The sequence below is a fragment of the Streptomyces sp. NPDC001348 genome (assembly GCF_053597535.1).
Genome location: NZ_JBSFIK010000030.1, coordinates 30,252 through 55,814, shown reverse-complemented (window position 1 = coordinate 55,814; position 25,563 = coordinate 30,252). Strand labels below are relative to the sequence as shown.

Genomic DNA, 25,563 nt, shown 5'->3' with positions numbered 1-25,563 from the left:
CGCTCACACACCCCCGTCCACGTGGGCGGCGAGCGCGCGGACGGTCGGCCGACGGAAGAAGTCGCCGATCGTCGGGGGCCGGCCGGTCCTCTCGCGCAGCGCCGCGATCAGCTTCAGCACGTCGAAGGAGTTGCCGCCCAGGGCGAAGAACGACTCGTCGGGGCCGCTCGGCGCGCTGCCGAGCAGCGTCGCCCACAGGTCGCGGATCATGCGCTCGGACCCGGTCGGCTCCCACCCGGCCGCCGCCCCGGCGGGCTCGGCGGTGCGCAGCCGGCCCGCCTGCAGCGCGGTCGTCAGGGCCGTGCGGTCGACCTTGCCGTTCGGGGTCAGCGGCACCGCGTCGATCAGCCGCACGTGCCGCGGCAGCATGTAGGAGGGCAGGATCCGCTCCAGATGGGAGCGGAGGGCCGGCTCCTCGGGCGCGGCCCCGCCGGCCGGGCGCACGAACAGGCACAGGGCGGCCTGTTCGCCGCTGCCCAGCACCGCGGCCACGGCCTCGCCCACCTCGGGCAGGCGCTCGGCGGCGGACTCCAGCTCGCCCAGCTCGACCCGGTGACCGCGCACCTTGACCTGCGCGTCGCGGCGGCCGAGGAAGACCAGCGAGCCGTCCTCCGCGAGCAGGGCCAGGTCACCGGTGCGGTAGACCCGCGCGGTGGAGCCGGGCGGCGCGTCCGGCGCGGGCAGGAAGGCCGCCGCGGTGCGCTCGGCGTCGTTGATGTAGCCGACGGCGGGGCACACCCCGCCCAGGTACAGCTCGCCCACCGCGCCCGGCGGCACGTCGCGGCCGTCCGGCGTGAGCAGGTGGGCGTCCACGCCGGGCACCGGACGGCCCACGGGGACGTGGTCGTGCGCGGGCAGGTCGTCGCCGCGCAGTACGTGCCAGGTGACCGCGGTCGTCTCGGTCGGCCCGTACAGGTTGACCAGTTCGCGTCCGGTGTCCCGGGCCAGCAGCCGGCGCAGCCGCTCGTCCAGGTTGAGCTGCTCACCGGAGACACAGACGTACCGCACGGTGGGCAGGCTCAGCCCCGCCTCCTCGACCGCGCCGGCGAACGCCCCGGCCACCGCGACCGGCAGATAGACGTGGGTGAGTTCCTCCCGCTCGGCGAGGCGGGCCACGGCCGTCAGGTCCCTGCGGTCCACGGCGCCGAGCCCGACCACCGTGCCGCCGCAGGCGAGCGTCGGGAAGATCTCCTGGTAGGAGACGTCGAAGCCGAGCGGCGCGTACTGCAGGAACCGGCTCCGCGTGTCCATCCGCAGTTCGCGCAGCTGCCAGTGCAGCAGGTTCACCAGGGGGCCCTGGCCCATGTGGACGCCCTTGGGGCGGCCGGTGGAGCCGGAGGTGAACATGATGTAGACGGGGTCCGAGCCGTCCGCCGGCCGAGGCGCCGGCGCCGTACCGGCCTCGGCCTCCAGCCGTGCCGGGGTGGCGCGCGGCGGCCCGTCCGGCACCGCGTCCCGGTCGCCGATCACGAACCGGCAGCCGGACTGCTCGATCATGTAGGCCAGCCGTTCGGCGGGCAGCGAGGTGTCGAGCGGCAGATAGGCCGCGCCGCGCCACAGCACGGCGAGCATCGCCACCACGGTCTCCACCAGGTCACCCGGGACGACCGCCACGGTGTCGCCGCGTCCCGCTCCACGCCCGGCCAGCCCGGTGGCGGCCCGCTCGGTGCGCCGCAGCAGCTCCGCGTAGGTGACCTCCGCCCCGTCCGGCTGCCGCACGGCGACGGCGCCGGGGTGGCGGAGCGCGGCCTCGCGCACCAGGCCCAGCAGACCGCCCGGCGCGTCGGTGTTCCCGTCGGCGCCCCGCCGCAGCGCCTGTGCGTTCGTGCAGCGCCGCACGCTCAGCCCGGACAGCAGGCTCGCGGTGCCCGCCGACGGCGTGCCGACCGCACGCAGCAGCAGCTCCCGGTACTCGGCCAGGAAGCGCCGCGCGTAGGAGGCGGGCAGCAGGTCCCGGTCGTAGTCCAGCTCGATCCGCAGGCCGTCCTCGACCGCCGTCGCGCCCAGCCACAGGTCGAACTTGGCCGAGCCGTTCTCCAGGATGTCGATCCGGCCCTCGATCCACGGCATCAGCGCCACCCGGGTGCGCAGCTCGTCCTGCATGGCGAACATGCACTGGAAGACCGGGTTGCGGTTGCCCGAACGCTCCGGGGCCAGCCGCGACACCAGGGCGTCGAACGGCACGGACTGCCGGGCCCGCGTCTCGCGCACCGTCGCCGACACCGCGCGGCAGTGCGCGTCGAACGGCATGTCGCGGGCGGGCAGCGCCATGGGCAGCGTATTGACGAAGAAGCCGCACAGCTGGTGCGAGGCCACCGTGCGCCGGGTGGCGAACGGGCTGCCCACCACCACGTCGCCGGTGCCGGCGTAGTCGCCGAGCAGCAGCGCGTAGCAGGCCAGCAGCAGCGTGTACGGCGTGGTGCCCAGGTCGCGGGCGGCCCGCTCCACGCGCGCCCGCTCCGGCCGGTCCAGCTGGAGCCGCAGCCGCTCCGCCCGGTGGGCGGTGTCCTGCGGCCGGCCGGGCACCGGGTACAGCGTGGTGGGGGCCACGCCGGCCAGCGGCCCGGCGAGCGCGTCGGCCTCCCCGGCGGTCACCGCCGCCCGCGCCGCGGCGCACTGCGCCGTCAGCTCCGCGCGCAGCGTCCGCTCCCGCGACCGGGCCAGCGCGGCCGGGTCCTCGGCGTTCCCGTCGGCGGCCGCGCGGCCCAGGGCCAGCCGGTACCCGGCGCAGATCTCGTCGACGAGGACCCGGACGGACACCCCGTCGCTGACGGTGTGGTGCACCGTCACCAGCAGGGCCGACCGGGCGGGCGCGCCGGGCGCGGACGTCAGCAGCCGGAACCGGCACAGCGGCGCGCGGGACAGGTCCAGCGGCAGCCGCACGAACTGCTCGGTCTGCTCCTCCAGCCAGCTCTCCCACGGCGTCGTGCCGCCGTCGTGGGAGAGCGCCTCCCAGGGCAGCGGGACGGCCCGCGCGACGCGGGCCTGAGGGCCGTCGGGGCCGGTGCGGAACTCGGTGCGCAGCGCCGGCTGCACCAGCACCAGCCGCTCCAGGGCGGCGTGCAGTGCGTCGGCGTCCAGCTCCCGGTCGAAGACGATGCGAAAGCTGTTGTTGTAGAGGTCCTTGCGGGCGGCGGCCTCCTGGACGAACAGCAGGCTGCGCTGAGCGTCGGTCAGGGGGAAAGCGTCGCCGTGCTTCTCGGGGCGCACGGCGGACGTCTCCTGGCGCAGGTCGAGGGCGGTCACCGGCGCGGCCCGCCGTTCCACCGGTCGACGAACTCCGTCAGGTCGCCGACGGTGACGAGCCGCGCCAGGTCGTGCGGCTCGATCTCCTGGGTCTCGTCCGCCGCCAGGTCGGCGATGATGCGCAGCAGCAGCAGTGAGTCGACGCCCAGAGCAGTCAGCTCACTGGTCTCGCTCATCGGTTGGTTCCCGACCCGGCGGGTGATGGAGGCCAGGACGTCTGTGGTGGTCGTCATGCGGAGCAACCGCCCTTTCTGCGGGATCCGGCTTCGTGAACAGCACAGCAGCCCGTCCTAACGATCCGGTCCTCGCCGGCTACCGGGCGTTCGGACACCCCCGCCGACCTGCACGGCTAGTGATCCGGTAGCCGACGGTGAGCGAGACGTCAGGCGCCGGTGGTGAGCTTGCCGAGCACCCCGGGGGCGGCTCCGCGGCCCGCGACGAGCCCGGCCGCGCCCGCCCCCGTCCCCGCCCACAGGCCCGCCGGGCCGGAGAACGGAGAGCGGAGCATTGGCAACCCCACAGGACCTCATCGAACGACGCACCGTGCCACCGGCGTCCGGCGGCCCCACGGTGCACGGCCTCCTGGACGAGGCCGTGGCCCGGTCCCCGCACCAGCCGGCCGTACGGGACGCCGGCGGCGCCTGGACCTACGCTCAACTCGCCGACCGGACAGCCCGGTTCGCCGCCTGGCTGGCCGCCCGTGGCGTGGGCCGCGGTGACCGCGTCCTGCTCCAGCTGCCCACCGGCCGGCCGCTGGCGGCCCTCTTCTACGCCACGGCGCGGCGCGGCGCGGTCTTCGTGCCGGTGCACCCGGCCATGAAACCCTTCCACCTGCGGTCCGTCGTCGCCGACGCCGACCCCGCCCTGGTACTGACCGACACCGAGGGCGTCGCCCGCCTGCGCTCCCTCACCGACGCCCCCGTCCACGACATCGCCGACGTCCTCGCCGAGACGGCGCTCTTCACCGAACCCGCGGCCCTCACCGAACCCGCGGCCCTCGCCGAACCCGCGGCCCTCGCCGAACCCGCGGCCCTCGCCGAGCCCGCCGCCGTGGCCGGGACGCCACCGGAGGTCTCCGCCGACGACCTGGCCACCCTCATCTACACCTCCGGCAGCACCGCCGCGCCCAAGGCCGTGGCCTGCCCGCACGCCGCCGTCGTGTTCGCCTCCACGGCCCTGGTCCGCGCCCTGGGCTACCGGTCCGACGACGTCGTGTTCTGCCGCTTCCCGATGTCCTGGGACTACGGCCTCTACAAGGTGCTGATGACCTGCATCGCCCGCTGCGAGATCGTCCTCGCCGACGGCGACTCGGACTTCACCGTGCTGCGCCGCATGCACGACACGGGTGCGACCGTGGTGCCGCTCGTCCCTTCCTACGCGTCGATGATCGTCTCGCTGGCCCGGCGCCACCCGGACCAGCGGCCGCCCGTCCGGATGTTCACCAACACCGGCGCCGCGCTGCCCACCGCCACCGCCGACGCCCTGCGTGCCCTCTTCCCCGGCGCCCGGGTGGTGCGCCAGTACGGGCAGACGGAGGCGAAGCGGATCACCGTCATGCCGCCCGAGGAGGAGCACGAGCGGCCGCTCAGCGTCGGGCGCCCCCTGCCCGGCACCCGGGTGCACATCGTCGGCCCCGACGGCGGATGCCTGCCGCCGGGCGTCACCGGCGAGATCGTCACCACCGGACCGCACGTCATGGACGGCTACTGGCGCAACCCCGAGGCCACGGCGCGCAGCTTCCGCCCCGACCCCGCCGACCCGGCCGTCACCCGGCTGCACACCGGCGACTACGGACACCTCGACGAGGACGGCTACCTCTACTTCCAGGGCCGCCGCGACGACATGTTCAAGCGCAAGGGCTTCCGCATGAGCACCGTGGAGATCGAGACCGCGGCCCTCGACATCCCCGGTGTGCGGGCCGCCGCCGCGTTGCCCCCGGACGACCGCCACGACCTGACCCTCTTCGTGGAGAGCGACCTCGACGAGCGCACCGTCGTCCGGGAACTGATGGAACGTCTGGAGACCGCGAAGATGCCCGCCCGGTGCCGGGTCCTGGCCGAGCTCCCGCTCACCCTGCACGGCAAGAACGCCCGGCGGGACCTGGCCGCCCTGATCGACGGAGAGCGCCCGTGACCGTACGCCCCCGCCACCGCGACCTCGCCGCCCGCTACGGCACCCCGCTGTACGTCTACGACCGGGCCCGGGTGCGCGCCGCCCGCCGCGCCCTCTTCGGTTACCTGCCTCAGGGCGTGGAGGTCTACTACGCCTTCAAGGCCAACCCGCATCCCGACCTGGTCCGCGCCCTGCGCACCGGCGACGGGCCCGCCTGCAAGGCGGAGATCAGCTCCACCGGCGAACTGGCCACCGCCCTGGAGGCCGGCTACCGGGGCGAGGACATCCTCTACACCGGTCCCGGCAAGACCCCGGGCGAACTCGACGCCGCCGTCCGCGACGGCGTGGGCCTGTTCTCCGCCGAGTCCCTGTCCGACCTGGAGCACATCGGCCGCGCCGCACTCGACCACGGCACCACCGCCCGCTGCCTGCTGCGCATCAACAGCGAGACGGCGAGCGCCGCCAGCGGGGTGCGCATGACCGGCAAACCCACCCAGTTCGGCATCGACAGCGAGACCCTGCCCGAGACCGCCGCGGCGCTCACCTCCGTACCCGGCACGTCCGTCGAGGGACTGCACCTGTTCTCGCAGAGCAACGCCCGCGACGAGGAGAGCCTCCTGGCGGAGTTCCGGCACACGCTTTCGACCGCCGCCCGCATCCAGGACGAACTCGGGGTGCGGCTGCGCGTCCTCGACATCGGCGGCGGCTTCTCCGTGCCCTACGGCCGCAGCGGCGAGCGGGCCGCCTACCCCAGGCTGCGCGGCGAACTCGCCGCCGCCCTGGACGAGTTCTTCCCCGGCTGGCGGCAGGGCCTGCCCCGGATCGCCGTCGAGTCCGGCCGCTACCTCGTCGGCGACAGCGGCCACCTCGTCACCGCCGTGAGCAACGTGAAGACGGGACGCGGTCACACCTTCGCCGTGTGCGACGCCGGCATCAACGTGTTCGGCGGCATGTCCGGCCTCGGCCGCCTGCTGCCGGTCTCCGTCGAGGTCCCGGTGGACGAGGAGAGCCGGCAGGTCACCCTGGCCGGCCCGCTGTGCACCCCGGGCGACGTCCTGGGCCGGGGCGTCGACGTCCCGGCGGACCTGGCGCCCGGCGACCTCCTCGCCGTGCCCAACACCGGCGCCTACGGGCCCACCGCCAGCCTGCTGATGTTCCTCGGCCGGCCCAGCCCCGTGGAGGTGGTGACCGACGGGGAGGAGACCGTCTCCGTCACCCGTATCGAACGCACCCGCGTCCCCTACGCAGCGGAGCGCACGCATGACTGACCCGACCCGGACCGCGGGCGTCACCCCGGACCGCGCCAGGGCCACGGTCGTCGTCACCACCGTGGCCTCCGACTCGCACACCTGGAACCTCGTGTTCCTGCAACTGCTGCTGGAGGAGCTCGGCTTCGACGTCGTCAACCTGGGCCCGTGCGTCCCCGACGACCTGCTGGTCCGCCACTGCCGGGAGATCCGTCCGGCCGCCGTGGTGATCAGCAGCGTCAACGGGCACGGCGCCCAGGACGGGCTGCGGGTCATCCGCGCGCTGCGCGCGGACCGGCTGACCGCGGACCTGCCCGTCGCCATCGGCGGCAAGCTCGGCGTGGACGGCGGCGCCACCTCCCACGCCGACCGGCTGCTCGCCGCCGGGTTCGACGCCGTCTTCGAGGACGGCTACGACACCCTGACGGCGTTCCGCGGTTTCCTCGACGGCCTGGACACCGGGGGCGGCGCCGCGCTCGCCGCCGGCGGGGACCGCGCCGCGCACCGCTACCGGAGCCCGGCCGGGGCCGACGCGCGGCCGCGTCGCGCCGACGAGCAGATGGGTGTCCCGGCGTGACAGTGCCCGCCCCCGCCCCCGGCGCGCTCCCGGAGCGCCACCCGGAACGTCCCGCGACCCGCCTCGGACCGGGGGCGGGGGCCGGGGAGCCCGCGGCCCCGGGGGGGTTCGGGGACTTCGTCCGCGCCCACGGCGGCAACGGCCGGCTCGTGGTGCAGCCCCGGATGGGCTTCAGCGACCCGGCCGCCATGCGCGCCGGTCTGTCGGCCACCCGGGCCGCCGCCGCCCGTACCGTCGGCACCATCACCCTCGACGCCCACACCCGCGTCGGCCGGCTCGACGCCGCCGATGCCGCCCTGCGTGACGGCACCCCCCTCAACGGCTATCCCGTCGTCAACCATCCCCCGGCCACCACCGCGCAGGTGCTGCACGGCATCCGCGGGCCGCGCTTCCCCGTCCAGGTCCGGCACGGTTCCGCCCGCCCGGTCGGCATCTTCCGGGCGCTGGCCGCGCTCGGCCTGGACGCCAGCGAGGGCGGCCCGATCTCCTACTGCCTCCCCTACGGCCGGACCCCCCTGGCCGAGTCCGTCGCCGAGTGGGCCACCGCCTGCGAGCTGTTCGCCTCGTTGCGCGAGAGGGGCCGGGAGCCCCATCTGGAGACGTTCGGCGGATGCATGCTCGGCCAGCTGTGCCCGCCGAGCCTCCTGGTGGCGATCAGCGTCCTGGAGGCGCTGTTCTTCGTCCGGCACGGCGTACGCAGCCTCTCCGTCAGCTACGCCCAGCAGGTGTCGGCGGAGCAGGACACCGAGGCGGTCGCGGCGCTGCGCCGGCTGTGCGCGGAACTCCTGCCGACCGACGACTGGCACGTGGTCCTCTACACCTACATGGGCGTCTTCCCGGAGACCGAGCGGGGCGCCCGGCGGCTGCTGGCGGACTCCGCCGAACTCGCCGTGCGCACGGGAGCGGAGCGCCTCATCGTCAAGACGGTCGCCGAGTCCCGGCGCATCCCCACCATCCAGGAGAACGTCGACGCCCTGGAGTCGGCCGCGGCCGCCGCGCGGGCCGCGAGCACCGCGGCACCGGCCCCGCTCGCGCACCTCGCCGACAGTCCCACCTACCAGGAGGCCGCCGCCCTCGTGCACGCCGTCCTCGACCTGCACCCCGACCTCTCGCGGGCGCTGCTGGACGCCTTCCGCCGCGGCTACCTCGACGTCCCCTACTGTCTCCACCCCGACAACCGGGGCCTGACCCGCAGTTACCTCGATCCGTCCGGACGGCTGTGCTGGGCCGCCACCGGCAATCTGCCCATCGCCCACCTGGCGCGTCCGCGCAGCAGCACCCGGCTCACCTCCACCGGGCTGCTGGCCGACCTCACCCACGTCCGCAACCGCTTCGACGGCCCCCCGGCGCCCACGCTCGCCGCCCGCGAACCCCGCGAACCCCCAGAACCCCCCGAACACGGACGCACGCCCTGACGACGGCGCTTGCGGCATTCGGGTGAAAACACTTGGACCGGGCGGTCGGCGCTGCGGGACATTGCTGTGCCATGGGACCGCGTGAATTACACAGGACGCCGCCGGGCAGGGGCTCCGTGCTCCTGGCCCTTCGTTACTACGGACGAGAACTCGGCCGCCTGAGGTGGCTCACGGTGCCCGCGCTGCTGCTGCCGGCGCTGGGCAACATCGGCATCAACTACGTCGCACCTCTGGTCGTCGCCAAGCTCGTCGGCCGTATCGCCGGTGACTCCGGTGCCGCCGTCGGCGCGACGCTGCCCTACGTCCTCGGCTTCGCCGGCGTGCTGCTGTCCGCCGAGGCCCTGTGGCGTGTCGGCCTGCACTGTCTGAACCGGCTGGACGCCCTCGGCATCGAGCACCTGTACATCGTCGGCATGGACGAGCTGTTCGCCAAGGACGCCGCGTTCTTCCACGACAACTTCGCCGGGTCGCTGACCAAGCGGGTGCTGAGCTTCGCCGTCCGCTTCGAGGAGTTCGTCGACACGATGGCGTTCAACATCGTGGGCAGGTTCGTCCCGCTGGCGTTCGGGTCCGTGGTGCTGTGGCGCTACGAACCGCTGCTCGTCGTCGGACTCCTGGCGATGATCACGCTGACGGCGGTGTGCGTGGCGCCGCTCGTCCGGCGCCGCCAGGCCCTGGTGAACCTGCGCGAGGAGGCGATCGCCCGGGTGTCGGGCCACGTCTCCGACAGCCTGATGAACATGGACACGGTCCGGGCCTTCGCCGCCGAGGACCGCGAGGCCGCCGAGCACCGTCTGCGGGTCGCTCAGTCCCGGCGGCTCACCCTGAGGTCGTGGGACTACGGCAACCTGCGCATCGACACGCTGGTCGCTCCGATGTCCGTGCTGACCAACGTGCTGGGTCTGCTGCTCGCGGTCGGGCTCGGCGGGGGAGAGCACGGGGTGGAGGCGGTCGTGGTCGCCTTCACGTACTACACCAACGCGACGCGGATCATGTTCGAGTTCAACCAGATCTACCGCCGTCTGGAGAGCTCGATGACGGAGGCCGCGCAGTTCACCGAACTGCTGCTGACACCGCCGACCGTGCTCGACCCGCCGCGGCCGCAGCCGTTGCTGACGGAGGCCGCCGACATCCGCTTCGAGAAGGTGACCTTCGCCCACGCGGGCGCCGAGCCGCTGTTCCAGGGCCTCGACCTCTCGGTGCCCGACGGGGCGAAGATCGGTCTCGTCGGCCGGTCCGGCGGCGGCAAGACCACCCTCACCAGGCTGCTGCTGAGGATGACGGACATCGACGCCGGCCGGATCCTGATCGGCGGCCAGGACATCAGCCGGCTCCGCCAGAAGGACCTGCGCAGCCTGATCTCCTACGTGCCGCAGGACCCGGCGATGTTCCACCGCACCCTGCGGGAGAACATCGCGTTCGCCCGGCCGGGCGCCACCGACGCCGAGATCCGCCGCGCGGCCGAGGCCGCGCACGTCACGGAGTTCGCCGACGCGCTGCGGGACGGCTTCGACACCATGGTGGGCGAACGCGGTGTGAAGCTGTCCGGCGGCCAGCGGCAGCGGGTCGCGCTCGCCCGGGCGATCCTGCGCGACGCGCCGGTCCTGCTGCTCGACGAGGCGACCAGCGCCCTGGACTCCGAGAGCGAGATCCTCGTCCAGGAGGCGCTGTGGCGGCTCATGGAGGGCCGGACGGCACTCGTGGTGGCGCACCGGCTGAGCACGGTCGCCGGCATGGACCGCCTCGTGGTCCTCGACCGCGGACGGATCGTCGAGCAGGGCACGCACCAGGAACTGCTCGCCGCGGACGGCGCCTACGCCAGGCTGTGGCAGCACCAGTCGGGCGGCTTCCTCGACGACAGCGCCGCCCGGGCGGACCTGGGCGCCCTGCCGGACTGACCGGCCCCGCACCGGCCGGGGGCGGCCCGCCCGGTCAGGACACGTGGCCCACATGCGCGAGGGCCTGCTTCAGCAGCACCCCGTGCCCGCCCGGCATCTCGCTCTGCAGGGCCGGTGACGCGGCCTCCTGCGGGCTGAACCACACCAGGTCCAGCGCGTCCTGCCGGGGCCGGCAGTCACCGGCCACCGGGACGATGTAGGCGAGGGACACGGCGTGCTGGCGCGGGTCGTGGTACGGGGTGATGCCCGCGGTGGGGAAGTACTCGGCCACCGTGAAGGGCTGCAGGGAGGCCGGGACCCGGGGCAGCGCCACCGGGCCGAGGTCCTTCTCCAGGTGCCGCAGCAGGGCGTCGCGGACCCGCTCGTGGTGCAGGACACGGCCGGAGACCAGGGTCCGGCTGACCGTTCCGTCCGGCCCTATGCGGAGCAGCAGCCCGATGCTGGTGACTTCGCCGCTGTCGTCGACACGCACCGGCACGGCCTCGACATAGAGGATCGGCATGCGGGCGCGCGCCATCTCCAGCTCGTCGGAAGTCAGCCAGCCGGGCGTGGTTTCGGTCATGTCAGACATTGCTTGATCATACTTTCCGGGGATCGGATACGGCGTGTCCTCAGTCACAGACGGGACCGGGCGGCGACCCGGCGGCGGGCAGTCCGTACAGGCGGCGGGCGTTGTCCCGGCCCGCCCAGGCGGCGATCCGCAGGGCGTCGGGCAGGCTCAGCTCGTCGGCGTCCACCCGTTCCTGGAGCAGCGCGGCGAGCCCCTGGCGGAAGCACAGCGCGCCGAGGTGGTGGAATTCGGCCACACCGTACGCGTCGGAGCTGTACAGGAGTTTGCGGAACGGTGTGATCTCGAGGGCCTCCTCCAGGATCGCCCGGGACCGGGACGGGCCGGCGTGGTGGAGGGCGAGTCCGACGTCGAGGTACACCTCCTCGAAGACGGCCGCCAGATGGGCGGCCTGGCGCTGGTAGGGCCAGCAGTGCAGCAGCAGTACCGGAATGGTGCCCCGGATCAGATGCAGCCAGTCCGTCAGGAGGGCGGGGTCGGCCCGGTGCAGCCGGATGTCGTCATCGCCGAAGCCGGTGTGCAGCTGCAGCGGCAGACCGAGGTCCACGGCGGTCCACAGCAGGTGGCGCACGAGCACCGGGTCGGTCAGCCGTCCTCCTCGCGTCAGCCAGTGCCGGGCCGCCTCCGTCACCTCGTTGTCGGCGGGCCGCGCCGGGTCCAGCGCCAAGCCGGTGCGGTAGGCGGCCACGGACTTCACCGCCACCACCCCGGGCCGCCGCACGGCGCGCCGCGCGGCCGACCGGAAGGCGCCCGCGTACTCGCCCGCCTCCACGCCCGACGCGGCCACCGACTCCGCCACGCCTTCCAGCCGCACCACCTCGTGGGCCGCCCCGCCCGCGGCGGCCGCCAGCTCCGCGGGGGAGGTGACGGGATGCGGGGCGAACCCGGTGTCCACGCAGAACACCTCCACTCCCGCCGCCCTGAGGAACCGCCGGTTGACCTCGCGCCGGCCCAGCTCCGCCCGCCGGGCGGTGTAGTCGGCGGCGGGCACGTGCCGGGGCAGGTCCAGCAGGGGAGCGCAGTGCCTGCGTACGGCCACTCCGGCCGGGGTGTCGAAGGGGGAGACGCCGCTTCCGGGCCGGGCCCGTCCCTCGGTGAGCAGGGCGGCGAACTCGTCGTGGCCGAGGTCGGCGGTGCGGGCGCCGTGGCAGTGGTGGTCGACCAGGGGCAGCGCGGCGAGCGCCTCATGGACCGGTCCGGTCGGGGGGCCGGGCACGGTCAGTACCTCCAGCGGTAGGCCGCCGCCACCTGAGCGTCGTCCAGCCCGTCCACGGCGGCGGCCTCCCCGAGGCGTACCGCGGTCACCGCGTCGGCCAGCACATCGCCGAGCGCCGCCCGCAGCACCTCGTCGCCGCCGAACTCGGCGACGGCCTCCGGCAGCGAGGCGGGCAGCCGGCGCACCCCCCGCGCCGCCGCCTCCTCGGCGTCGAACCGTGCCGGGTCCCCGGTGGTCTCCTCGGGCAGGACCGCCGCCGACGCCACGCCGTCCAGCCCGGCGGCGATGACGCAGCCGAGGGCGAGGTAGGGGTTGGCGGCCAGGTCGACGGGTTTGACCTCCAGGTTCGCCGCCTGCTCCCGGTGCCCCGCCGTACCGGTGACGACCCGCACCGCGGCCTCCCGCCGCTCCCGGCCCCAGACGGTGAACACCCCCGCCCACTGCGAGGGCTTGAGACGGAGGTAGCTGGCCGGGCTGGGCGCGGTCACCGCCGTGAGAGCGGGCAGGTGCGCGAGGATCCCGGCCGCGAAGGACTCGGCGTCCGCCGTCATGCCGTACCGGCCGGGACCGGAGGTGTGCAGATTGCGGCCGTCGCGCCAGCCGGACAGGTGCAGATGGCCGCCGTTGCCGACGCCCTCGCCGGACACGGCCGGTGCGAAGGCGACACGCAGACCGTGCCGCCGGGCCACCGCCCGGACGGTCTGCCGGACCAGCACGCTCCGGTCGGCCGCCGCGACCGGGTCCAGCGCGCCCGCGGACAGCTCGAACTGCCCGGCCGCGTACTCGGGATGGAACTGCTCCACATCGATGCCCTGCGCGGCGCAGGCCGCCAGCAGGTCGGCGCCGTAGTCGCTCAGCTCGATCTGCCGGACGGCGCCGTAGGCGGGGCCGGACACCGCCGGGACGAAGTTCTCGTCGGTGTCCGGGCCGGTACCGACGGCCCATTCGACCTCGACGGCCGCACGGAAGGCGATGCCGTGCCGACCGGCGGCCTCCGTGACGATCCGGCGGAGGAACGTCCGCGAGCACCCGGGGTGCCGCTCGCCCTCCTGGGTGATCCGGTCGACCGGGGCCCACGCCCAGCCGGGCTGCCCGGCCAGGACCACCAGGTGGTCGAGGTCCGGGTACAGGCGCAGGTCGCCGTCCGGGGAGCCGAGGACATCGGTGGTGACGACGGAGTCGTCCGCCAGGAACGTGTCGAACACCGGGGACATCCCCACGCCCCAGGCCGCCGCCGCGGGCAGCCGGGCCGCCGGGACCGTCTTCACCCGGCCGATGCCCGCGGTGTCGACATAGGACAGCACGACGCCGTGCACGCCACGCCCGGTCAGTTCGGCGGCGAGCGCGGTGGCCCGCTGGACATCGCCGGGACGCCCGCCCGGCACCGGGTCGGCAAGGGTGGTCATCGGCGTTCCTCCTCGACGGGCAGGACTCTGCGTGGGCCGGGGCCAGGGTGTCACGGCGACCCCGCCGAACCGCGGCACCACGGCCGGACGGGCCGGGCCCGGCACGGCCCGGTTCGGGGTCCGTACGCCGTATGAGGAACACTTGGCCGACGTACACCCGACCCCGACCGGAAGCACGACATGCCCGCCACCCCCGCGTCCCTCCCCCTCGACCCGGGCCTCCCGGCCGGACCCGCCGGCATCCGGCTCGTCGTCACCGACATGGACGGCACACTGCTGGACGACGACAAGCGGATCCCGGACGGACTGTGGCCGATGCTGGCCGAACTGCGCCGGCGCGGTGTGCTCTTCAGCCCGGCGAGCGGCCGTCAGTACGCCACCCTGGCCCGGCAGTTCGCCGAGGTGGCCGACGGCATGGTGTTCATAGCGGAGAACGGCACCTACGTCGTCCGGGACGGCGTCGAGCTCAGCTCGGACCCGATGCACGGGCCGGCCGTGGCCTCCCTGGCGCGGACCGTACGGGAGCTGGCGGCCGGCGGCGTGGACGTGGGCGCCGTGGTCTGCGGCAAGCGGTCCGCCTACGTGGAGCGGACCGACGAGGCCTTCCTCGCCGAGGTCCGCAGGTACTACGTGGAGAACCGGATCGTCGAGGACCTCACCGCCGTCGACGACGAGGTGCTCAAGGTGGCCCTGTTCGACTTCGGCTCCGCCGAGCGGACCACCGCGCCCGCGCTGCGGGACTTCGCCGCCACCCACCAGGTCGTCGTCTCCGGCGAGCACTGGGCCGACGTCATGAACCCCACCGCCAACAAGGGCGCCGCCCTGCGCGGTCTCCAGCGGGAGCTGGGCATCACCCCCGCGCAGACCATGGTGTTCGGCGACTACCTCAACGACCTGGAGATGCTGGACGCCGCGGACTGGTCCTTCGCCATGGCGGGCGCCCACCCCGAGGTCGTCCGCCGGGCCCGCCACCTCGCCCCGTCCAACAACGACAACGGGGTGCTGCGCACCATCGCCCGCGTCCTCGGCATCTGAGACACCTCGGGGCCCCTCGGCGTCCGAACGTCGACGACACCGCCGGATGCGCGGGGAATCGGGTGAACCCCGGCGCGACTCTGGGATGCTGGTGCCCGTCAGCGGGACGCGCGGGTGGGAAGGGGGCGGCGTGCCGAGGAGGGAACGTCCGCTGGACGAGGGGGACGGACCGCTGCTGCGTCTGGCGGCGGGACTGCGCCGATTACGGCGGGAGGCAGGGAACCCGACCTACCGTGAACTGGCCGAGACCGCCCACTACTCGCCCTCCACCCTGTCGGCCGCGGCCGCGGGACGGCAGCTGCCCAGCCTCGCCGTGGTGGTCGCCTTCGCCCAGGCCTGCGGTGCCGACCCCGCCGTGTGGGAGGAGCGTTGGCGTGCCGCGGCGCAGGAAGCGGCGGCCGGCGACCGTCTGCGGCCGCCCGGCCCGGACTGCGCGCCGGACGAGGGGGACGCGCCGTACGCGGGGCTGATGGCCTTCCGTACCGAGGAGGCCGAATGGTTCTTCGGCCGCGAGCGGCTGGTGGCCGTGCTGGCCCGGCGGGTGACGGAGTGCCGGTTCACCACCCTGGTCGGGGCCTCGGGCGCGGGCAAGTCCTCCCTGCTGCACGCCGGGTTGCTCGCCCAGTGGTCGGCCGAGCACCGCGACTGGCCGGTGGTGGCGTTCACTCCGGGCCCGCATCCCGTGGAGGGGTGCGCGGCGGTACTGGCCGCCCGTACCGGTGAGTCCCCGGGCGGACTGCACGACGCGTTGATGCGCGATCCGCGAGCCCTGCACCGGGCGGTGCTCCATGCCCTGGCCGGGAGCCCCGAGGAGGCCGAAGTCCTCGTCGTCGTGGACCAGTTCGAGGAGGTCTTCGCCTTGTGCGAGGACCCTGCCGAGCGCGGCGCCTTCATCGAGGCGCTGATCACCGCGGCCCGCGCCGCGAACAGCCGCTGCCGGATCGTGGTGGGCGTGCGGGCCGACTTCTACGCCCACTGCACGGACCACCCCCGACTGGTCGAGGCGGTGGGCGAGACCCAGGTCCTGATCGGTCCCATGACCACCGACGAGCTGCGCCGGGCGATCACCCGGCCCGCCGTCCGCGCCGGGCTGACCGTCGAGGGAGCGCTGCTGGCGGAACTGGTCGCCCAGGCGAAGGACCAGGCCGCTCTTCTTCCGCTGCTCTCGCACGCCCTGTTGGAGACCTGGCGGCGACGGCGCGGCAACGCCCTGACCCTGGCCGGTTTCCGGGCGACCGGCGGTATCGACGGCGCACTCGCCCGCACCGCCGAGACGGTGTACGCGGCGCTCGAACCGGACGGGCAACGGGTCGCCCGCAATGTGCTGTTGCGCCTCACGGCTCCCGGCGAGGGCACCGAGGACACCAAGCGCCGGGTGGACCGAGCGGAACTGGACTTCCCCGGAACCGCGGACGTGCTCGAGCGCTTCGCGCGTGCCCGGCTCCTGGCACTCGACCAGGACGGCGTCGAGATCGCCCACGAGGCCCTGATCCGCCGCTGGCCGCGGCTGCGGAGCTGGCTGGCCGAGGACCGTGAGGGGCTACGGATCCACCGGCGGCTCACCGAGGCCGCGACCGCCTGGGAGGCCGTCCAGCGCGACCCCGGCGCCCTGTACCGGGGTGTCCGTCTCGACCAGGCCGCGGAATGGGCGGCGGACTGGGGCAGGGATGCGCTGAGCGAGCGGGAGCACCGGTTCCTCAGGGCGAGTCTGGCCGCCCGGGACGCCTCGCGGGCGGCGGCGCTGCGCGGCGCCCGGCGGCTGCGTACGCTCCTCGTGCTGCTCGCGGTCCTGCTGCTGGGCACCGCCACGGCCACGGGGTTCGCGTTCGTCTCCCGGGAGCAGGCCCAGCAGCAGCGGGACATCGCGGTTTCCCGCCAGGTCGCGCAGCAGGCCGACGCACTGCGCCGCACCGACCCGGCCCTCTCCCTCCAACTGGCGCTGGCCGCCTACCGGTTGCATCCGACCGCCGCCGCGCGCGGGGCCCTGCTCAGCTCGTACGCCACACCGTACGCCACCCAGCTCAGGAGCAAGGACAAGGTCGACGCGGTGGCCTTCAGCCCCGACGGGCGTCTCTTCGCGGCCGCCGGAGCGGACCGGAGGGTACGGCTCTGGGACGCCGCCGCTCCGCATCGCCCCCACCCGGCCATCGTCCTGGCCGGCCGGGAGGCGAGCGTCCCGGCGGTGGGCGTCCGGGCGATAGCGTTCAGCGGCGACAGCCGGACGCTGGCCGCGACGGACGCGCTCGGCACGACGACGCTGTGGGACCTGCGCGCGCCCCACCGGCCGCGTGTCCGGGCGGTACTGGACCCGCCGCGGGCCGCCGCCGGGCCGGGGAACGCGGCGGTGGCCTTCAGCCCGGACGGCCGGAGCGTCGTGTCCGCGGGGCCCTCGGGCATCGTCGCCCGGTGGCCCGCCTCGAGCCGGGGCCACCCATCGGCGGAAGCCGTCCTGGGCACCTCGGGCGGCGAGGTCCGTTCCCTGGCCTTCGCCCCGGACGGGCATGCCCTGGCCGTCGCGGGACCGGCCGGGACCATGGTGTGGTCCGTCGTACCGCGCCAGTCGGGCAAGGCGCCGCTCGATCTGGCCCGTACCCCGGCCGCCGCCGGCGCTCGGGCGGTGGAGGCGGCGAAGACGGTGCGCCTGCCGCCCGCCAACGCCGTGGCCTTCGCCCCCGACGGCCGTATGCTCGCGACCGGCGGGGACGACCGCGTCGTACGCCTGTGGAACCCCGCGACGCTCCGGCCCGGCGACCGGTCCCGCCCGGTGTCCCTCCTCACCGGCCACACCGACACCGTCTTCGCGCTCGCCTTCGCTCCGGACGGCCGCACCCTGGCCAGCGCCGGCGTCGACGCCGAGGTACGGCTGTGGGACACCAAGGTCCGGCCGGGTGACCGGACGGCCGTCCGGCTGCTGGGCGTCCTCAGCGGGCATACCGGGTACGTCACTTCGGCGGCCTTCAGCACGGACGGTCGTACCCTGGCCACCGGCGCGAGCGATCAGACGGCGCGTCTGTGGCACCTTCCGCTCCCCGCCCTCACCGGCCACACGAGTTCCGTGTACACGGTGGCCTTCACCCCTGACGGCCACACCCTCGCCACCGGCAGCTATGACCGTGAGGTACGACTCTGGGACGTCAGCCGTCCGCTCCGCCCACGCCCGCTGGCCGTTCTGTCGGGACACACCGCCGCCGTCAACGCGGTCGCCTTCGATCCGCGCCGGCCGGTGCTCGCCTCGGCGAGCCTGGACCGGACGGTGCGCCTGTGGGACGTCGGCCGTCCCGGCGCACCGCATCCGCTGGCGCGCCTGACCGGCGGCGGCGACGCGGTCAACACCGTCGCCTTCGCGCCGGGCGGCCGCCTTCTCGCCGCCGGCGACGGCGACGGGACGGTACGCCTCTGGGACACCGGCGACCCACGGCGGCCCCGGGCGCTGTCGGTGGTGCGGGCCCACGGCGACGAGGTGGAGTCGGTGGCGTTCAGCCCCGACGGCCGCACCCTGGCCAGCGCGGGCCGGGACCGTCTGGCCCGCCTCTGGGACGTGAGCCGCCCGGGCCGGCCACGTCCACTGGCCGTCCTCGACCGGCACCGTGACGCGGTCAAGACGGTCGCCTTCGCCCCCGACGGCCGCACCCTGGCCACCGGCGGGGACGACCGGGTGCTGCGCCTGTGGGACGTCACCCGGCGCACCGCCCCCCGGCAGGTCGCCGCCCTCGGCGACTACGCCGGCGCGGTCAAGGCCGTCGCCTTCGCCCCCCACGGCGGCACCCTGCTCACGGCGAGCGAGAGCGCCGTGCGGATGTGGGACGTCCGGGATCCGCACCGGCCGGCCGAACTGGCCGTGCTGACCGGCCACGGCAAACAGGTGGACGCGGTGGCCTTCCGCCCCGACGGTGGCCTCGTCGCCACCGGCAGTGAGGACTGGACCGCGCTGCTCTGGGATCCCGATCCGCAACGAACGGCCGCACGGGTCTGCCGCGACGTCGGCAGCTCTCCCCTCGGCACCGCCGACTGGCACCAGTACCTGCCGGGCCTCTCCTACCGGCCCCCCTGCCCGGCGGCGAAGGCTTCAGCGGCCGGACCGTAGAGCGCACCGGCCACGGCCGCCACGAAAGAAACCCCGGACCGGTACCACGACCGGGCGCCGCGCACCGCGGCCGTACCCGCTGCCGTGGTCCCCGTGCGCGCTGCGGGCGAGAGCCCTTTGTACGGCGGTTGATTGTCCGGCGTCCCTTCCCCGACGCCGGACAAAGTCCACGGGCTATACCGGTGCCGGGGATCGAGCAGGCCACGGGGGCCGCGACGAGCCGCGGCGCGATCGGAGACGTCGTTCGCAGGTCCCCCTCCGTCCCCGCCCCGGTACCGGGGGGGGGGGCCACGCTCACGCGAGTCGGAACGGGAGGACCGGACAGCCGTCCGTGAACCCCGTTCCCCAGGAAAGGACAGTGCGATGAAGCGCAAGACACGCATCGGCACCATGGCGTCGGCGGCCCTTGCCGCGACGCTGTGCTGGTCGGGCGGGACCGCGTCCGCGAACACGCCGACCACCGCCACCGGCCGGGCGGCGGTCACCTGTGTCGGCCCGTCGTTCTCCGGAACGCTGGGGGTCAACCAGGCCATCTGCAACAGCGGTTACTCGGTGACGATGCAGGACAACGGCGATCTGGTACTCCGCCGCTCGAACGGAAGCGCCTGCTACGCCAGCGGCACACGCGCCCCCGGCGACGCCTCGGCCACCTTCGTCTTCCACGCGGCCGCACCGCCGACCGTGGACATCAACAGCGCCTCCCAGGGCCGGATCGGGCGCATCGTCGGGGCGCACAACGTCACCGGCCTGGGAACCAACGCGAGTGTCAACAACAGGGGCGAGTTCTACGTGGGCTACAAGAAGATCGGCTACTGCTGACCCGCCCGCGCGCCCCACGAAGGCCGGGCAGACCCGCGTCCGCCCCGCGCCGCCACGCCGAAGCAGGCACCCGTTCCACGCCCGAACCTCCCGTGCACCCAAGGAGATCCGTCACCATGCGTGTCAAACGCCTCCTCGTCGCCATGACCGGTCTGACGGTCCTGCTGGCCGGATTCACCCCGGCCGCAGCGGCGGATTCCGCGACCGCCGGCTCGCCGTCCGCCGACGGTGCCCGAACGCAGCCGTCAGCGCTGCGCCCGCTCCCGCCCGGTCCCAAGCTCCCCCGGGGCGCGAAGGCTGTCGCGCCCTACGTCGCGCCCGCGGCCTCGTTCGACGAGTTCCCGTCCGGCCACCTGCCCGTACCCTGCAGCCACGGCACCCTCTGCCCGATGGTGTGGAACCCGGTGGCGCAGAAGTGGCGGCAGTACCACCTTTCCGTCTGCAGCGCCTATCAGCTGTTCTTCTGGCAGGGGGACGGCAACTACTTCGACAACCAGACCGGGAACGTCACCTCCTACTTCTACGACCGGCAGGGAAGGGTGCTGTACTCCTTCACCCCGGACGCCGTCACCCACCCCTACCGCTGGGACCCGGTCTGGTCCATCCGCAACTGCTGACCCCGGCGCCGGTCCGTGAGCTGCGGTTCGCGGGCCGGCACGGTGCTTAGCCCCGGCAGCCGGCGACGCCGTCGGCTGTTGGGGCTTGTCAGCAACTCGGGCCGACTGAGAGACGGATGTCAGCATCGCGCCCGTACTTCGCGTACTCGGTCAACAGCGACGCCCCGCAGCCGAGTCGGGTGGTGGTACGCGCGGCGTGTCCCGCGGCCGGATCCCCGCCTCCTGCGCGTACGTCCGCCCGTACGCGGAGGCCGGCTCGGCGAGGATCCGTCCGGAACGTCCGGCGCTGCCCATGGCTACGGTTTGAGCGGGTCGTGGCCGAGGGTCATCAGCTGGTGCCGGCGGCGGGTGTCCTCGGGGGAGTTCTCCGGCTCCGGCTCGTTCTCCAGGTCCACCAGGTCGGTGACCCGGTCCACGACCTTGTACATCACACGGATGTCGTCGTCGTCGAGGTCCGTGCGCCGCTTCTGCAGGATCGCGAGCACATGCTGCCCGGTGGGCGTGCCCGCGTCCTCGGGCAGCGGCTCGGCGTCCTCGTCCGCGTCGCGCACCCGCAGCCAGGCGGCGAGCTCCGCCGAGGTCATGTTCACCACGCGGTGGAAGTCCTCCCACAGCGCGTCCATTTCCAGGGCGTCGGCCATGCCGTGTCCCCTTCCGTACGTACGTGTGCTTCAACCCGCGGCCACAGGCCGCTCACTTGTCGTCGCTCGGCCAGTTCTCGGCCTCGAACATCCAGCGCTGCTTCTCCAGGTCGGCGGTGATGCCGATCAGCAGGTCCTGGGTGACCGGGTCGGCCTTCTCGGTCGCCTCGATCCGCTGCCGCAGCCGTCCGATCGCCGCCTCCAGCGACTCCACCAGCAGCCGCACGACCTCCGTGTCGCGCAGCCAGCCGTCCTTGGTGCCGGGCAACGCGAAGGTCGCCGCGATGGTCTCCGGCCGCCCGTCCGGTGCCACGCCCAGCGCCGCGGCACGCTCCGCGACGGTGTCGGCGTAGTCGCGGGCCGCCGTCACCACCTCGTCGAGCTGGAGGTGGATGGACCGGAACCGCGGTCCCACGATGTTCCAGTGCGCCTGCTTCCCGATCAGCGACAGACCCAGCAGGTCCACCAGGGTGTCCTGGAGGGCCTGGCCGGTGATCCCGAGCGCTTCCTCGGGCAGCGTGCTCTTCACCACGGTCATGGGGCGCTTCTTCCTTTCTCGGCCTTCTCGAGTTCTCTGTCGTCCCTGGACGCACGGAGCAGTGCGTCTCGCTCCTCCTCGCAGGTACCGCCCCAGACACCGGAGGTCTGGCCGTACGCCAGCGCGTACGTCAGACACTGGGTGGTCACCGGGCAGCGGGCACACACGCGTTTGGCCGCCGCGGTGTCCCGCAGCGCCGGTCCGGTGGTGCCCACAGGGAAGAACAGTTCGGGGTCCTCACCCACGCAGGCGGCAGCGCGCAACCACTCCATGCGGGCGCGGGTGCCCCGCGCTCACACCCGCAAACGCGGTGCCGAGCAGGCCGGATCCGCTGTTCCCGCAGTCGTTCCTAAGGCCGCGGCAGCACCCCGTCGAGGAAGCGCGTCACGTCGGCGAACACCTCCGCGCGGTTCGTCTCGTGGAACACCTCGTGCCGGGCGCCGGCGTAGATCCGCTCGGTCGCGCGGCCCCCGCTCAGCCGCTCCACCCCCGAACGGCTGCCGGGCAGCGGTACCAGCCGGTCGTCGTCGCCGTGCAGCCACAGGACGGGCAGTGCGCCCACGTCGCCGCCCTTGTCGACGGTCTCCAGGGTCCGTACGAAGGCCTCCAGCGTCGGCCGCTTCATCGGGCCGTGCCACACCAGTGGGTCGGCGGCGTATGCGGCGCCCACCGCCGGGTCGCGGGAGAGCGCGGCCGGGCCGACCGGGGTGTCCGGGATCTCGGGCAGGGCGAGCAGACGTCCCGGCAGTTCCCAGGCGCCGATCACCGGCCCGGACAGCACGAGCGCGGTGAGTCCGTCGCCGTGCCGCTGGGCGTGACGGGCCGCGATCAGGCCGCCCATCGAGTGGCCGACGAGGACGAGCGGCAGACCGGGGTGTGCGGCGCGGGCCAGGGCCGCCACGCCGTGCACGTCGGTGACGACGTCCTCGAAGTCCTCGATCAGCACGCGCTCACCCGCCGACCTGCCGTGCCCCTGGTGGTCCGGCGCGTAGACCGCCGCACCGTGCCCGGTGAGCACGTCCGCCAGTTCGCCGTACCGGCCGGAGTGTTCGCCGTACCCGTGCACCAAGAGGGCGATGTACCGCGGCTCGGGGTGCTGCCACACGCGGACACTGATCGTGCCCCGGGTCCCGGTGAGGACGTGCTCGCGGGCGTCGGCCATTGCTCCTCCGGCTGCGTCGGTGAACGGTACCCGGAGATCTTCCCAGGGGGCCGGTCAGCGGTCTATAGTCCAAAACTAGCGGTGCTAATTAACTGCTGCCGATCCACAGCGTCGTCGGTCAGGAGTCCCTCCGTTGCGTCCCGTCCACTTCGCGGCCGCCCGCCGCACCCCCATCGGCAAGCTGCGCGGCGCCCTGTCCCACGTGCGCCCCGACGACCTCGCGGCGACCGTCGTCCGCCGCCTCGTGGCCGACGTGCCCTCGCTCGACCCCGCCCGGATCGACGACGTCTACTGGGGCGCCGCCAACCAGGCCGGCGAGGACAACCGCAACGTCGCCCGGATGGCCGCCCTGCTCGCCGGGCTGCCCGAGACGGTGCCCGGCGCGACCGTCAACCGGCTGTGCGCCTCCGGCCTGGAAGCGGTCACCCTCGCCGCCCGGACCATCGCCGCCGGAGAGGCCGACGTGGTGCTCGCCGGCGGCTCCGAGTCGATGAGCCGCGCCCCCTTCGTGCTGCCGCGTCCCGACGAGGCCCTGCCGCACCGCGTCGAGACCGCCGACACCCGCCTCGGCTGGCGGCTGGTCAACCCGGCGATGAAGGACCTGCACGGACTGCTGTCCATGGGGGAGACGGCCGAGGAGGTCGCCGAACGGTACGGCATCCCGCGCGAGCGCCAGGACGAGTTCGCGCTGCGCAGCCACCGGCTGGCCGCCGCCGCCCGCAAGGACGGCCACTTCGACGACGAACTCCTGCCCGTCGAGCGCCCGGACGGGGTCGTCGTCGAGGCCGACGAATGCGTCCGCGAGGACACCTCCTACGAGAAGCTGGCGCGACTGAAGCCCGTCTTCCGCGAGGGCGGCACGGTCACCGCGGGCAACGCCTCCCCGATGAACGACGGCGCCGCGGGCCTCCTGCTGGTCAGCGAGGAGGCCCTGAACGAACTGGGCCTCGAGTCCCTGGGCCGCTATGTCGCCGGCACCTCGGCGGGCGTGCACCCGGACGTGATGGGCGTCGGCCCGGTGCCCGCCACCCGGAAGGCCCTCGCCCGGGCCGGCTGGGAGATCACCGACCTCCAGGAGGCCGAGTTCAACGAGGCCTTCGCGGCGCAGGCCCTCGCCTGCGTCGACCGGCTCGGCATCGACCCCGACCTGGTGAACCCCACCGGCGGCGCGATCGCCCTCGGCCACCCCTTGGGCTGCTCCGGCGCCCGCATCCTCACCACGCTGCTGCACCGCATGCGCCGCACGGGGGCGAGGCGCGGGCTGGCGACGATGTGCGTGGGGGTGGGGCAGGGGACCGCGGTGCTGGTGGAACGGCATTAGCGACAGCGGGACTCGTGGGCGTGCCGGGACCGACTGGCGAGACGGTGCTCACGCCGTCGCATGCGTGCGCATAGCATCGGCCCGGCATGAACACGATGACGCTCTGGCACATATCCGGGTGGGGATTCACCGCGCTGGCCTTCGCGGCGCTGCTCGTCGGCTTCTCCAAGACCGCCGTCAGCGGGGCCAACACGGTCAGCCTCGCCGTCTTCGCCGCGGTGCTGCCCGCCCGGGCCTCCACCGGGGTGCTGCTGCCGGTGCTCATCGCGGGCGACGTGCTGGCCGTCCTCACCTACCGGCGGCACGCCCACTGGCCCACGCTGTGGCGGCTGTTCCCCGCGGTGGCGGCCGGAGTGATCGTCGGCACCCTGTTCCTGATGGGGGCGGACGACGGTGTCGTACGGACCTCGATCGGCGCGATCCTGCTGCTGATGGCCGCCGTCACGCTCTGGCGGCGGCGCCGCTCCGAGGCGGAGGAGGAGCCGGACTCGGTGGCCGGCCGGGCGGGCCGGATCAAGGCCCGCTCGTACGGCGTGCTCGGCGGCTTCACCACGATGGTCGCCAACGCGGGCGGCCCGGTGATGTCCCTCTACCTGCTGTCCGCGGGCTTCCGGAAGCTGGGCTTCCTCGGGACCTCGGCCTTCTTCTTCCTGATCGTGAACGTCTCCAAGGTGCCCTTCAGCGTCGGCCTGGGTCTGATCGACGGCCGCTCGCTGCTGCTGGACGCCGCACTCGCGGTGTTCGTCGTGCCGGGCGCGTTCATCGGCAAATGGGCCGTGAACAAGATCAACCAGCGGCTGTTCGAACAACTGGTGATCGCGGCGACGGTCGTGGGCGGGGTGCAGCTGCTACTGCGCTGACCCCTCACGCAGCCCGAGCAGCCCCGGAAGATCCGCGAACGAGTCCAGGACGTGGTCGGGGGTGCCGCTCGCCCCCTCATGCGTCTCGGGCAGGTACTTCCCGGTCCTCACCAGCACGCCCGTGATTCCCGCACGCTGCGCCGCGAGCACGTCCGACTCGATGTCGTCGCCCACCATCACGGCCTGGCCCGCGCCCACCCCCAGCCGGGACAGCGCGGCCTCGAAGAACGCCGGCGACGGCTTGCCGATGACCTCCGCCTCGACCCGCGCGGCCTTCTCCAGCCCGGCCAGGAACGCGCCCGCGTCCAGTTGCAGACCGGCGTCCGTCCGCCAGTACAGGTTGCGGTGCACGGCGACCAGCCGCGCCCCGCGCTGGAGGTGCCCGAAGGCCCGGTTGAGCTGCGCGTAGCCGAACTCGGGACCGGCGCCGCCGACGATCACCACGTCGGGGACGGTGTCCTCGTCGACGAGCGTGACGCCCACGAGGTCCTCCTCGATGTCCCCGCTGTTGAGGAGCGCGCAGCGGGCGCCGGGGAAGCGCTCGGCGAGATGGGCCGCGGTCACCGCGGGCGCGGTCAGGACGTCCTCGCCGGTGACGGGGAAACCGGCTTGCGACAGCGTCCGCGCGATCGACGCCCGGGTGCGGGACGTCGTGTTGGTCACCAGCGCCACGGCGAGACCGGCCTCCCGGATCTCCCGCAGCGCCTCCACCGCACCCGGCAGCGGCTCCCACGACACCGTGAGCACCCCGTCGATGTCGATCAGCACACCACGCACGGACTCCATGCCCGGACGATAGCC

The 25,563-nt window shown here is 74.0% G+C and carries 22 protein-coding genes; 11 read left to right on the top strand and 11 right to left on the bottom strand.

What is annotated here, in order from left to right; all coding sequences use genetic code 11:
* Positions 1 to 3: 3 nt before the first annotated feature.
* From ACWC21_RS27675 to ACWC21_RS27665, 3 genes are all read right to left on the bottom strand, one after another.
* Positions 4 to 3,267, bottom strand: a complete 3,264-nt coding sequence (locus tag ACWC21_RS27675; protein WP_450885549.1) for a non-ribosomal peptide synthetase — start codon at positions 3,265 to 3,267, stop codon at positions 4 to 6.
* A complete protein-coding gene (locus ACWC21_RS27670) occupies positions 3,243 to 3,479 on the bottom strand; it encodes an acyl carrier protein (RefSeq protein WP_450885548.1) in 237 nt (78 codons plus the stop codon). The genes ACWC21_RS27675 and ACWC21_RS27670 overlap by 25 nt, the downstream gene beginning before the upstream one ends.
* A gap of 149 nt (positions 3,480 to 3,628) precedes the next feature.
* Entirely contained in the window at positions 3,629 to 3,754 is a 126-nt protein-coding gene (locus tag ACWC21_RS27665; protein WP_450885547.1) for a hypothetical protein, read from the bottom strand.
* A gap of 62 nt (positions 3,755 to 3,816) precedes the next feature.
* On the opposite strand from ACWC21_RS27665, the gene ACWC21_RS27660 reads away from it, so the two are divergent.
* The 5 genes from ACWC21_RS27660 to ACWC21_RS27640 all read left to right on the top strand — a co-directional run bounded on the left by ACWC21_RS27660 (position 3,817) and on the right by ACWC21_RS27640 (position 10,495).
* Complete coding sequence (locus tag ACWC21_RS27660) at positions 3,817 to 5,379, top strand: class I adenylate-forming enzyme family protein (RefSeq protein ID WP_450885617.1); 1,563 nt, start codon at positions 3,817 to 3,819, stop codon at positions 5,377 to 5,379.
* Positions 5,376 to 6,626 carry a type III PLP-dependent enzyme gene (locus ACWC21_RS27655; RefSeq protein WP_450885546.1) on the top strand — a complete coding sequence of 417 codons (1,251 nt, stop codon included), beginning with the start codon at positions 5,376 to 5,378 and terminating at the stop codon, positions 6,624 to 6,626. The genes ACWC21_RS27660 and ACWC21_RS27655 overlap by 4 nt, the downstream gene beginning before the upstream one ends.
* A complete protein-coding gene (locus ACWC21_RS27650) occupies positions 6,619 to 7,182 on the top strand; it encodes a cobalamin B12-binding domain-containing protein (protein WP_450885545.1) in 564 nt (187 codons plus the stop codon). The genes ACWC21_RS27655 and ACWC21_RS27650 overlap by 8 nt, the downstream gene beginning before the upstream one ends.
* 2 nt (positions 7,183 to 7,184) lie before the next feature.
* Positions 7,185 to 8,597: a methylaspartate mutase gene (locus tag ACWC21_RS27645; RefSeq protein ID WP_450885615.1), complete on the top strand. Its 1,413-nt coding sequence runs from the start codon at positions 7,185 to 7,187 to the stop codon at positions 8,595 to 8,597.
* 71 nt (positions 8,598 to 8,668) lie between these two features.
* Positions 8,669 to 10,495: an ABC transporter ATP-binding protein gene (locus ACWC21_RS27640; RefSeq protein ID WP_450885544.1), complete on the top strand. Its 1,827-nt coding sequence runs from the start codon at positions 8,669 to 8,671 to the stop codon at positions 10,493 to 10,495.
* Between the two features lie 34 nt (positions 10,496 to 10,529).
* Here the strand turns inward: ACWC21_RS27640 and ACWC21_RS27635 are convergent, their stop codons facing one another.
* From ACWC21_RS27635 to ACWC21_RS27625, 3 genes are read right to left on the bottom strand one after another with little or no spacing between them, the layout of a single operon-like run.
* Positions 10,530 to 11,066: an NUDIX hydrolase family protein gene (locus ACWC21_RS27635; RefSeq protein ID WP_450885543.1), complete on the bottom strand. Its 537-nt coding sequence runs from the start codon at positions 11,064 to 11,066 to the stop codon at positions 10,530 to 10,532.
* A 40-nt stretch (positions 11,067 to 11,106) separates the two neighbouring features.
* Positions 11,107 to 12,285 (bottom strand): amidohydrolase family protein, encoded by a 1,179-nt coding sequence (locus ACWC21_RS27630; RefSeq protein WP_450885613.1) that lies wholly within the window; start codon positions 12,283 to 12,285, stop codon positions 11,107 to 11,109.
* Positions 12,282 to 13,685 (bottom strand): glutamine synthetase, encoded by a 1,404-nt coding sequence (locus ACWC21_RS27625; protein WP_450885542.1) that lies wholly within the window; start codon positions 13,683 to 13,685, stop codon positions 12,282 to 12,284. The genes ACWC21_RS27630 and ACWC21_RS27625 overlap by 4 nt, the downstream gene beginning before the upstream one ends.
* A 180-nt stretch (positions 13,686 to 13,865) precedes the next feature.
* Between ACWC21_RS27625 and ACWC21_RS27620 the strand changes: the two genes are divergently transcribed.
* The 4 genes from ACWC21_RS27620 (at position 13,866) to ACWC21_RS27605 (ending at position 20,240) form a co-directional block, all read left to right on the top strand.
* Positions 13,866 to 14,720: a Cof-type HAD-IIB family hydrolase gene (locus ACWC21_RS27620; protein WP_450885541.1), complete on the top strand. Its 855-nt coding sequence runs from the start codon at positions 13,866 to 13,868 to the stop codon at positions 14,718 to 14,720.
* Positions 14,721 to 14,850: 130 nt separating this feature from the next.
* A complete protein-coding gene (locus tag ACWC21_RS27615; RefSeq protein WP_450885540.1) occupies positions 14,851 to 18,804 on the top strand; it encodes an nSTAND1 domain-containing NTPase in 3,954 nt (1,317 codons plus the stop codon).
* 363 nt (positions 18,805 to 19,167) lie between these two features.
* Positions 19,168 to 19,623 carry a hypothetical protein gene (locus ACWC21_RS27610; protein ID WP_450885539.1) on the top strand — a complete coding sequence of 152 codons (456 nt, stop codon included), beginning with the start codon at positions 19,168 to 19,170 and terminating at the stop codon, positions 19,621 to 19,623.
* Positions 19,624 to 19,739: 116 nt separating this feature from the next.
* On the top strand, positions 19,740 to 20,240 hold the full coding sequence (locus ACWC21_RS27605) for a hypothetical protein (RefSeq protein ID WP_450885538.1): 501 nt from the start codon (positions 19,740 to 19,742) through the stop codon (positions 20,238 to 20,240).
* Between the two features lie 296 nt (positions 20,241 to 20,536).
* Here the strand turns inward: ACWC21_RS27605 and ACWC21_RS27600 are convergent, their stop codons facing one another.
* The 4 genes from ACWC21_RS27600 to ACWC21_RS27585 all read right to left on the bottom strand — a co-directional run bounded on the left by ACWC21_RS27600 (position 20,537) and on the right by ACWC21_RS27585 (position 22,581).
* Entirely contained in the window at positions 20,537 to 20,881 is a 345-nt protein-coding gene (locus ACWC21_RS27600) for a DUF3140 domain-containing protein (RefSeq protein WP_389152343.1), read from the bottom strand.
* Positions 20,882 to 20,933: 52 nt separating this feature from the next.
* Positions 20,934 to 21,419, bottom strand: coding sequence for a Dps family protein (locus ACWC21_RS27595; RefSeq protein ID WP_450885537.1), 486 nt, complete (start codon positions 21,417 to 21,419; stop codon positions 20,934 to 20,936).
* A complete protein-coding gene (locus ACWC21_RS27590) occupies positions 21,416 to 21,691 on the bottom strand; it encodes a WhiB family transcriptional regulator (protein ID WP_389152349.1) in 276 nt (91 codons plus the stop codon). The genes ACWC21_RS27595 and ACWC21_RS27590 overlap by 4 nt, the downstream gene beginning before the upstream one ends.
* A 77-nt stretch (positions 21,692 to 21,768) precedes the next feature.
* On the bottom strand, positions 21,769 to 22,581 hold the full coding sequence (locus tag ACWC21_RS27585) for an alpha/beta hydrolase (protein WP_450885536.1): 813 nt from the start codon (positions 22,579 to 22,581) through the stop codon (positions 21,769 to 21,771).
* Between the two features lie 133 nt (positions 22,582 to 22,714).
* Between ACWC21_RS27585 and ACWC21_RS27580 the strand changes: the two genes are divergently transcribed.
* Positions 22,715 to 23,902 (top strand): thiolase family protein, encoded by a 1,188-nt coding sequence (locus ACWC21_RS27580; RefSeq protein WP_450885535.1) that lies wholly within the window; start codon positions 22,715 to 22,717, stop codon positions 23,900 to 23,902.
* A gap of 86 nt (positions 23,903 to 23,988) precedes the next feature.
* Positions 23,989 to 24,762: a sulfite exporter TauE/SafE family protein gene (locus tag ACWC21_RS27575; protein WP_450885534.1), complete on the top strand. Its 774-nt coding sequence runs from the start codon at positions 23,989 to 23,991 to the stop codon at positions 24,760 to 24,762.
* Here ACWC21_RS27575 and ACWC21_RS27570 read toward each other — a convergent pair.
* Positions 24,751 to 25,548, bottom strand: a complete 798-nt coding sequence (locus ACWC21_RS27570; RefSeq protein ID WP_450885533.1) for a TIGR01458 family HAD-type hydrolase — start codon at positions 25,546 to 25,548, stop codon at positions 24,751 to 24,753. The two genes, ACWC21_RS27575 and ACWC21_RS27570, sit on opposite strands and share 12 nt — an antisense overlap.
* Between the last annotated feature and the right edge of the window lie 15 nt (positions 25,549 to 25,563).

What these genes read in the sequence shown, in the direction of transcription:
- ACWC21_RS27635 (WP_450885543.1), bottom strand. Translation starts at nt 11,066, where the DNA reads ATGTCTGACATGACCGAAACCACGCCCGGCTGGCTGACTTCCGACGAG.
- ACWC21_RS27650 (WP_450885545.1), top strand. Translation starts at nt 6,619, where the DNA reads ATGACTGACCCGACCCGGACCGCGGGCGTCACCCCGGACCGCGCCAGG.
- ACWC21_RS27575 (WP_450885534.1), top strand. Translation starts at nt 23,989, where the DNA reads ATGAACACGATGACGCTCTGGCACATATCCGGGTGGGGATTCACCGCG.
- ACWC21_RS27665 (WP_450885547.1), bottom strand. Translation starts at nt 3,754, where the DNA reads ATGCTCCGCTCTCCGTTCTCCGGCCCGGCGGGCCTGTGGGCGGGGACG.
- ACWC21_RS27595 (WP_450885537.1), bottom strand. Translation starts at nt 21,419, where the DNA reads ATGACCGTGGTGAAGAGCACGCTGCCCGAGGAAGCGCTCGGGATCACC.
- ACWC21_RS27570 (WP_450885533.1), bottom strand. Translation starts at nt 25,548, where the DNA reads ATGGAGTCCGTGCGTGGTGTGCTGATCGACATCGACGGGGTGCTCACG.
- ACWC21_RS27625 (WP_450885542.1), bottom strand. Translation starts at nt 13,685, where the DNA reads ATGACCACCCTTGCCGACCCGGTGCCGGGCGGGCGTCCCGGCGATGTC.
- ACWC21_RS27600 (WP_389152343.1), bottom strand. Translation starts at nt 20,881, where the DNA reads ATGGCCGACGCCCTGGAAATGGACGCGCTGTGGGAGGACTTCCACCGC.
- ACWC21_RS27585 (WP_450885536.1), bottom strand. Translation starts at nt 22,581, where the DNA reads ATGGCCGACGCCCGCGAGCACGTCCTCACCGGGACCCGGGGCACGATC.
- ACWC21_RS27605 (WP_450885538.1), top strand. Translation starts at nt 19,740, where the DNA reads ATGCGTGTCAAACGCCTCCTCGTCGCCATGACCGGTCTGACGGTCCTG.
- ACWC21_RS27640 (WP_450885544.1), top strand. Translation starts at nt 8,669, where the DNA reads ATGGGACCGCGTGAATTACACAGGACGCCGCCGGGCAGGGGCTCCGTG.
- ACWC21_RS27590 (WP_389152349.1), bottom strand. Translation starts at nt 21,691, where the DNA reads ATGGAGTGGTTGCGCGCTGCCGCCTGCGTGGGTGAGGACCCCGAACTG.
- ACWC21_RS27610 (WP_450885539.1), top strand. Translation starts at nt 19,168, where the DNA reads ATGAAGCGCAAGACACGCATCGGCACCATGGCGTCGGCGGCCCTTGCC.
- ACWC21_RS27670 (WP_450885548.1), bottom strand. Translation starts at nt 3,479, where the DNA reads ATGACGACCACCACAGACGTCCTGGCCTCCATCACCCGCCGGGTCGGG.
- ACWC21_RS27620 (WP_450885541.1), top strand. Translation starts at nt 13,866, where the DNA reads ATGCCCGCCACCCCCGCGTCCCTCCCCCTCGACCCGGGCCTCCCGGCC.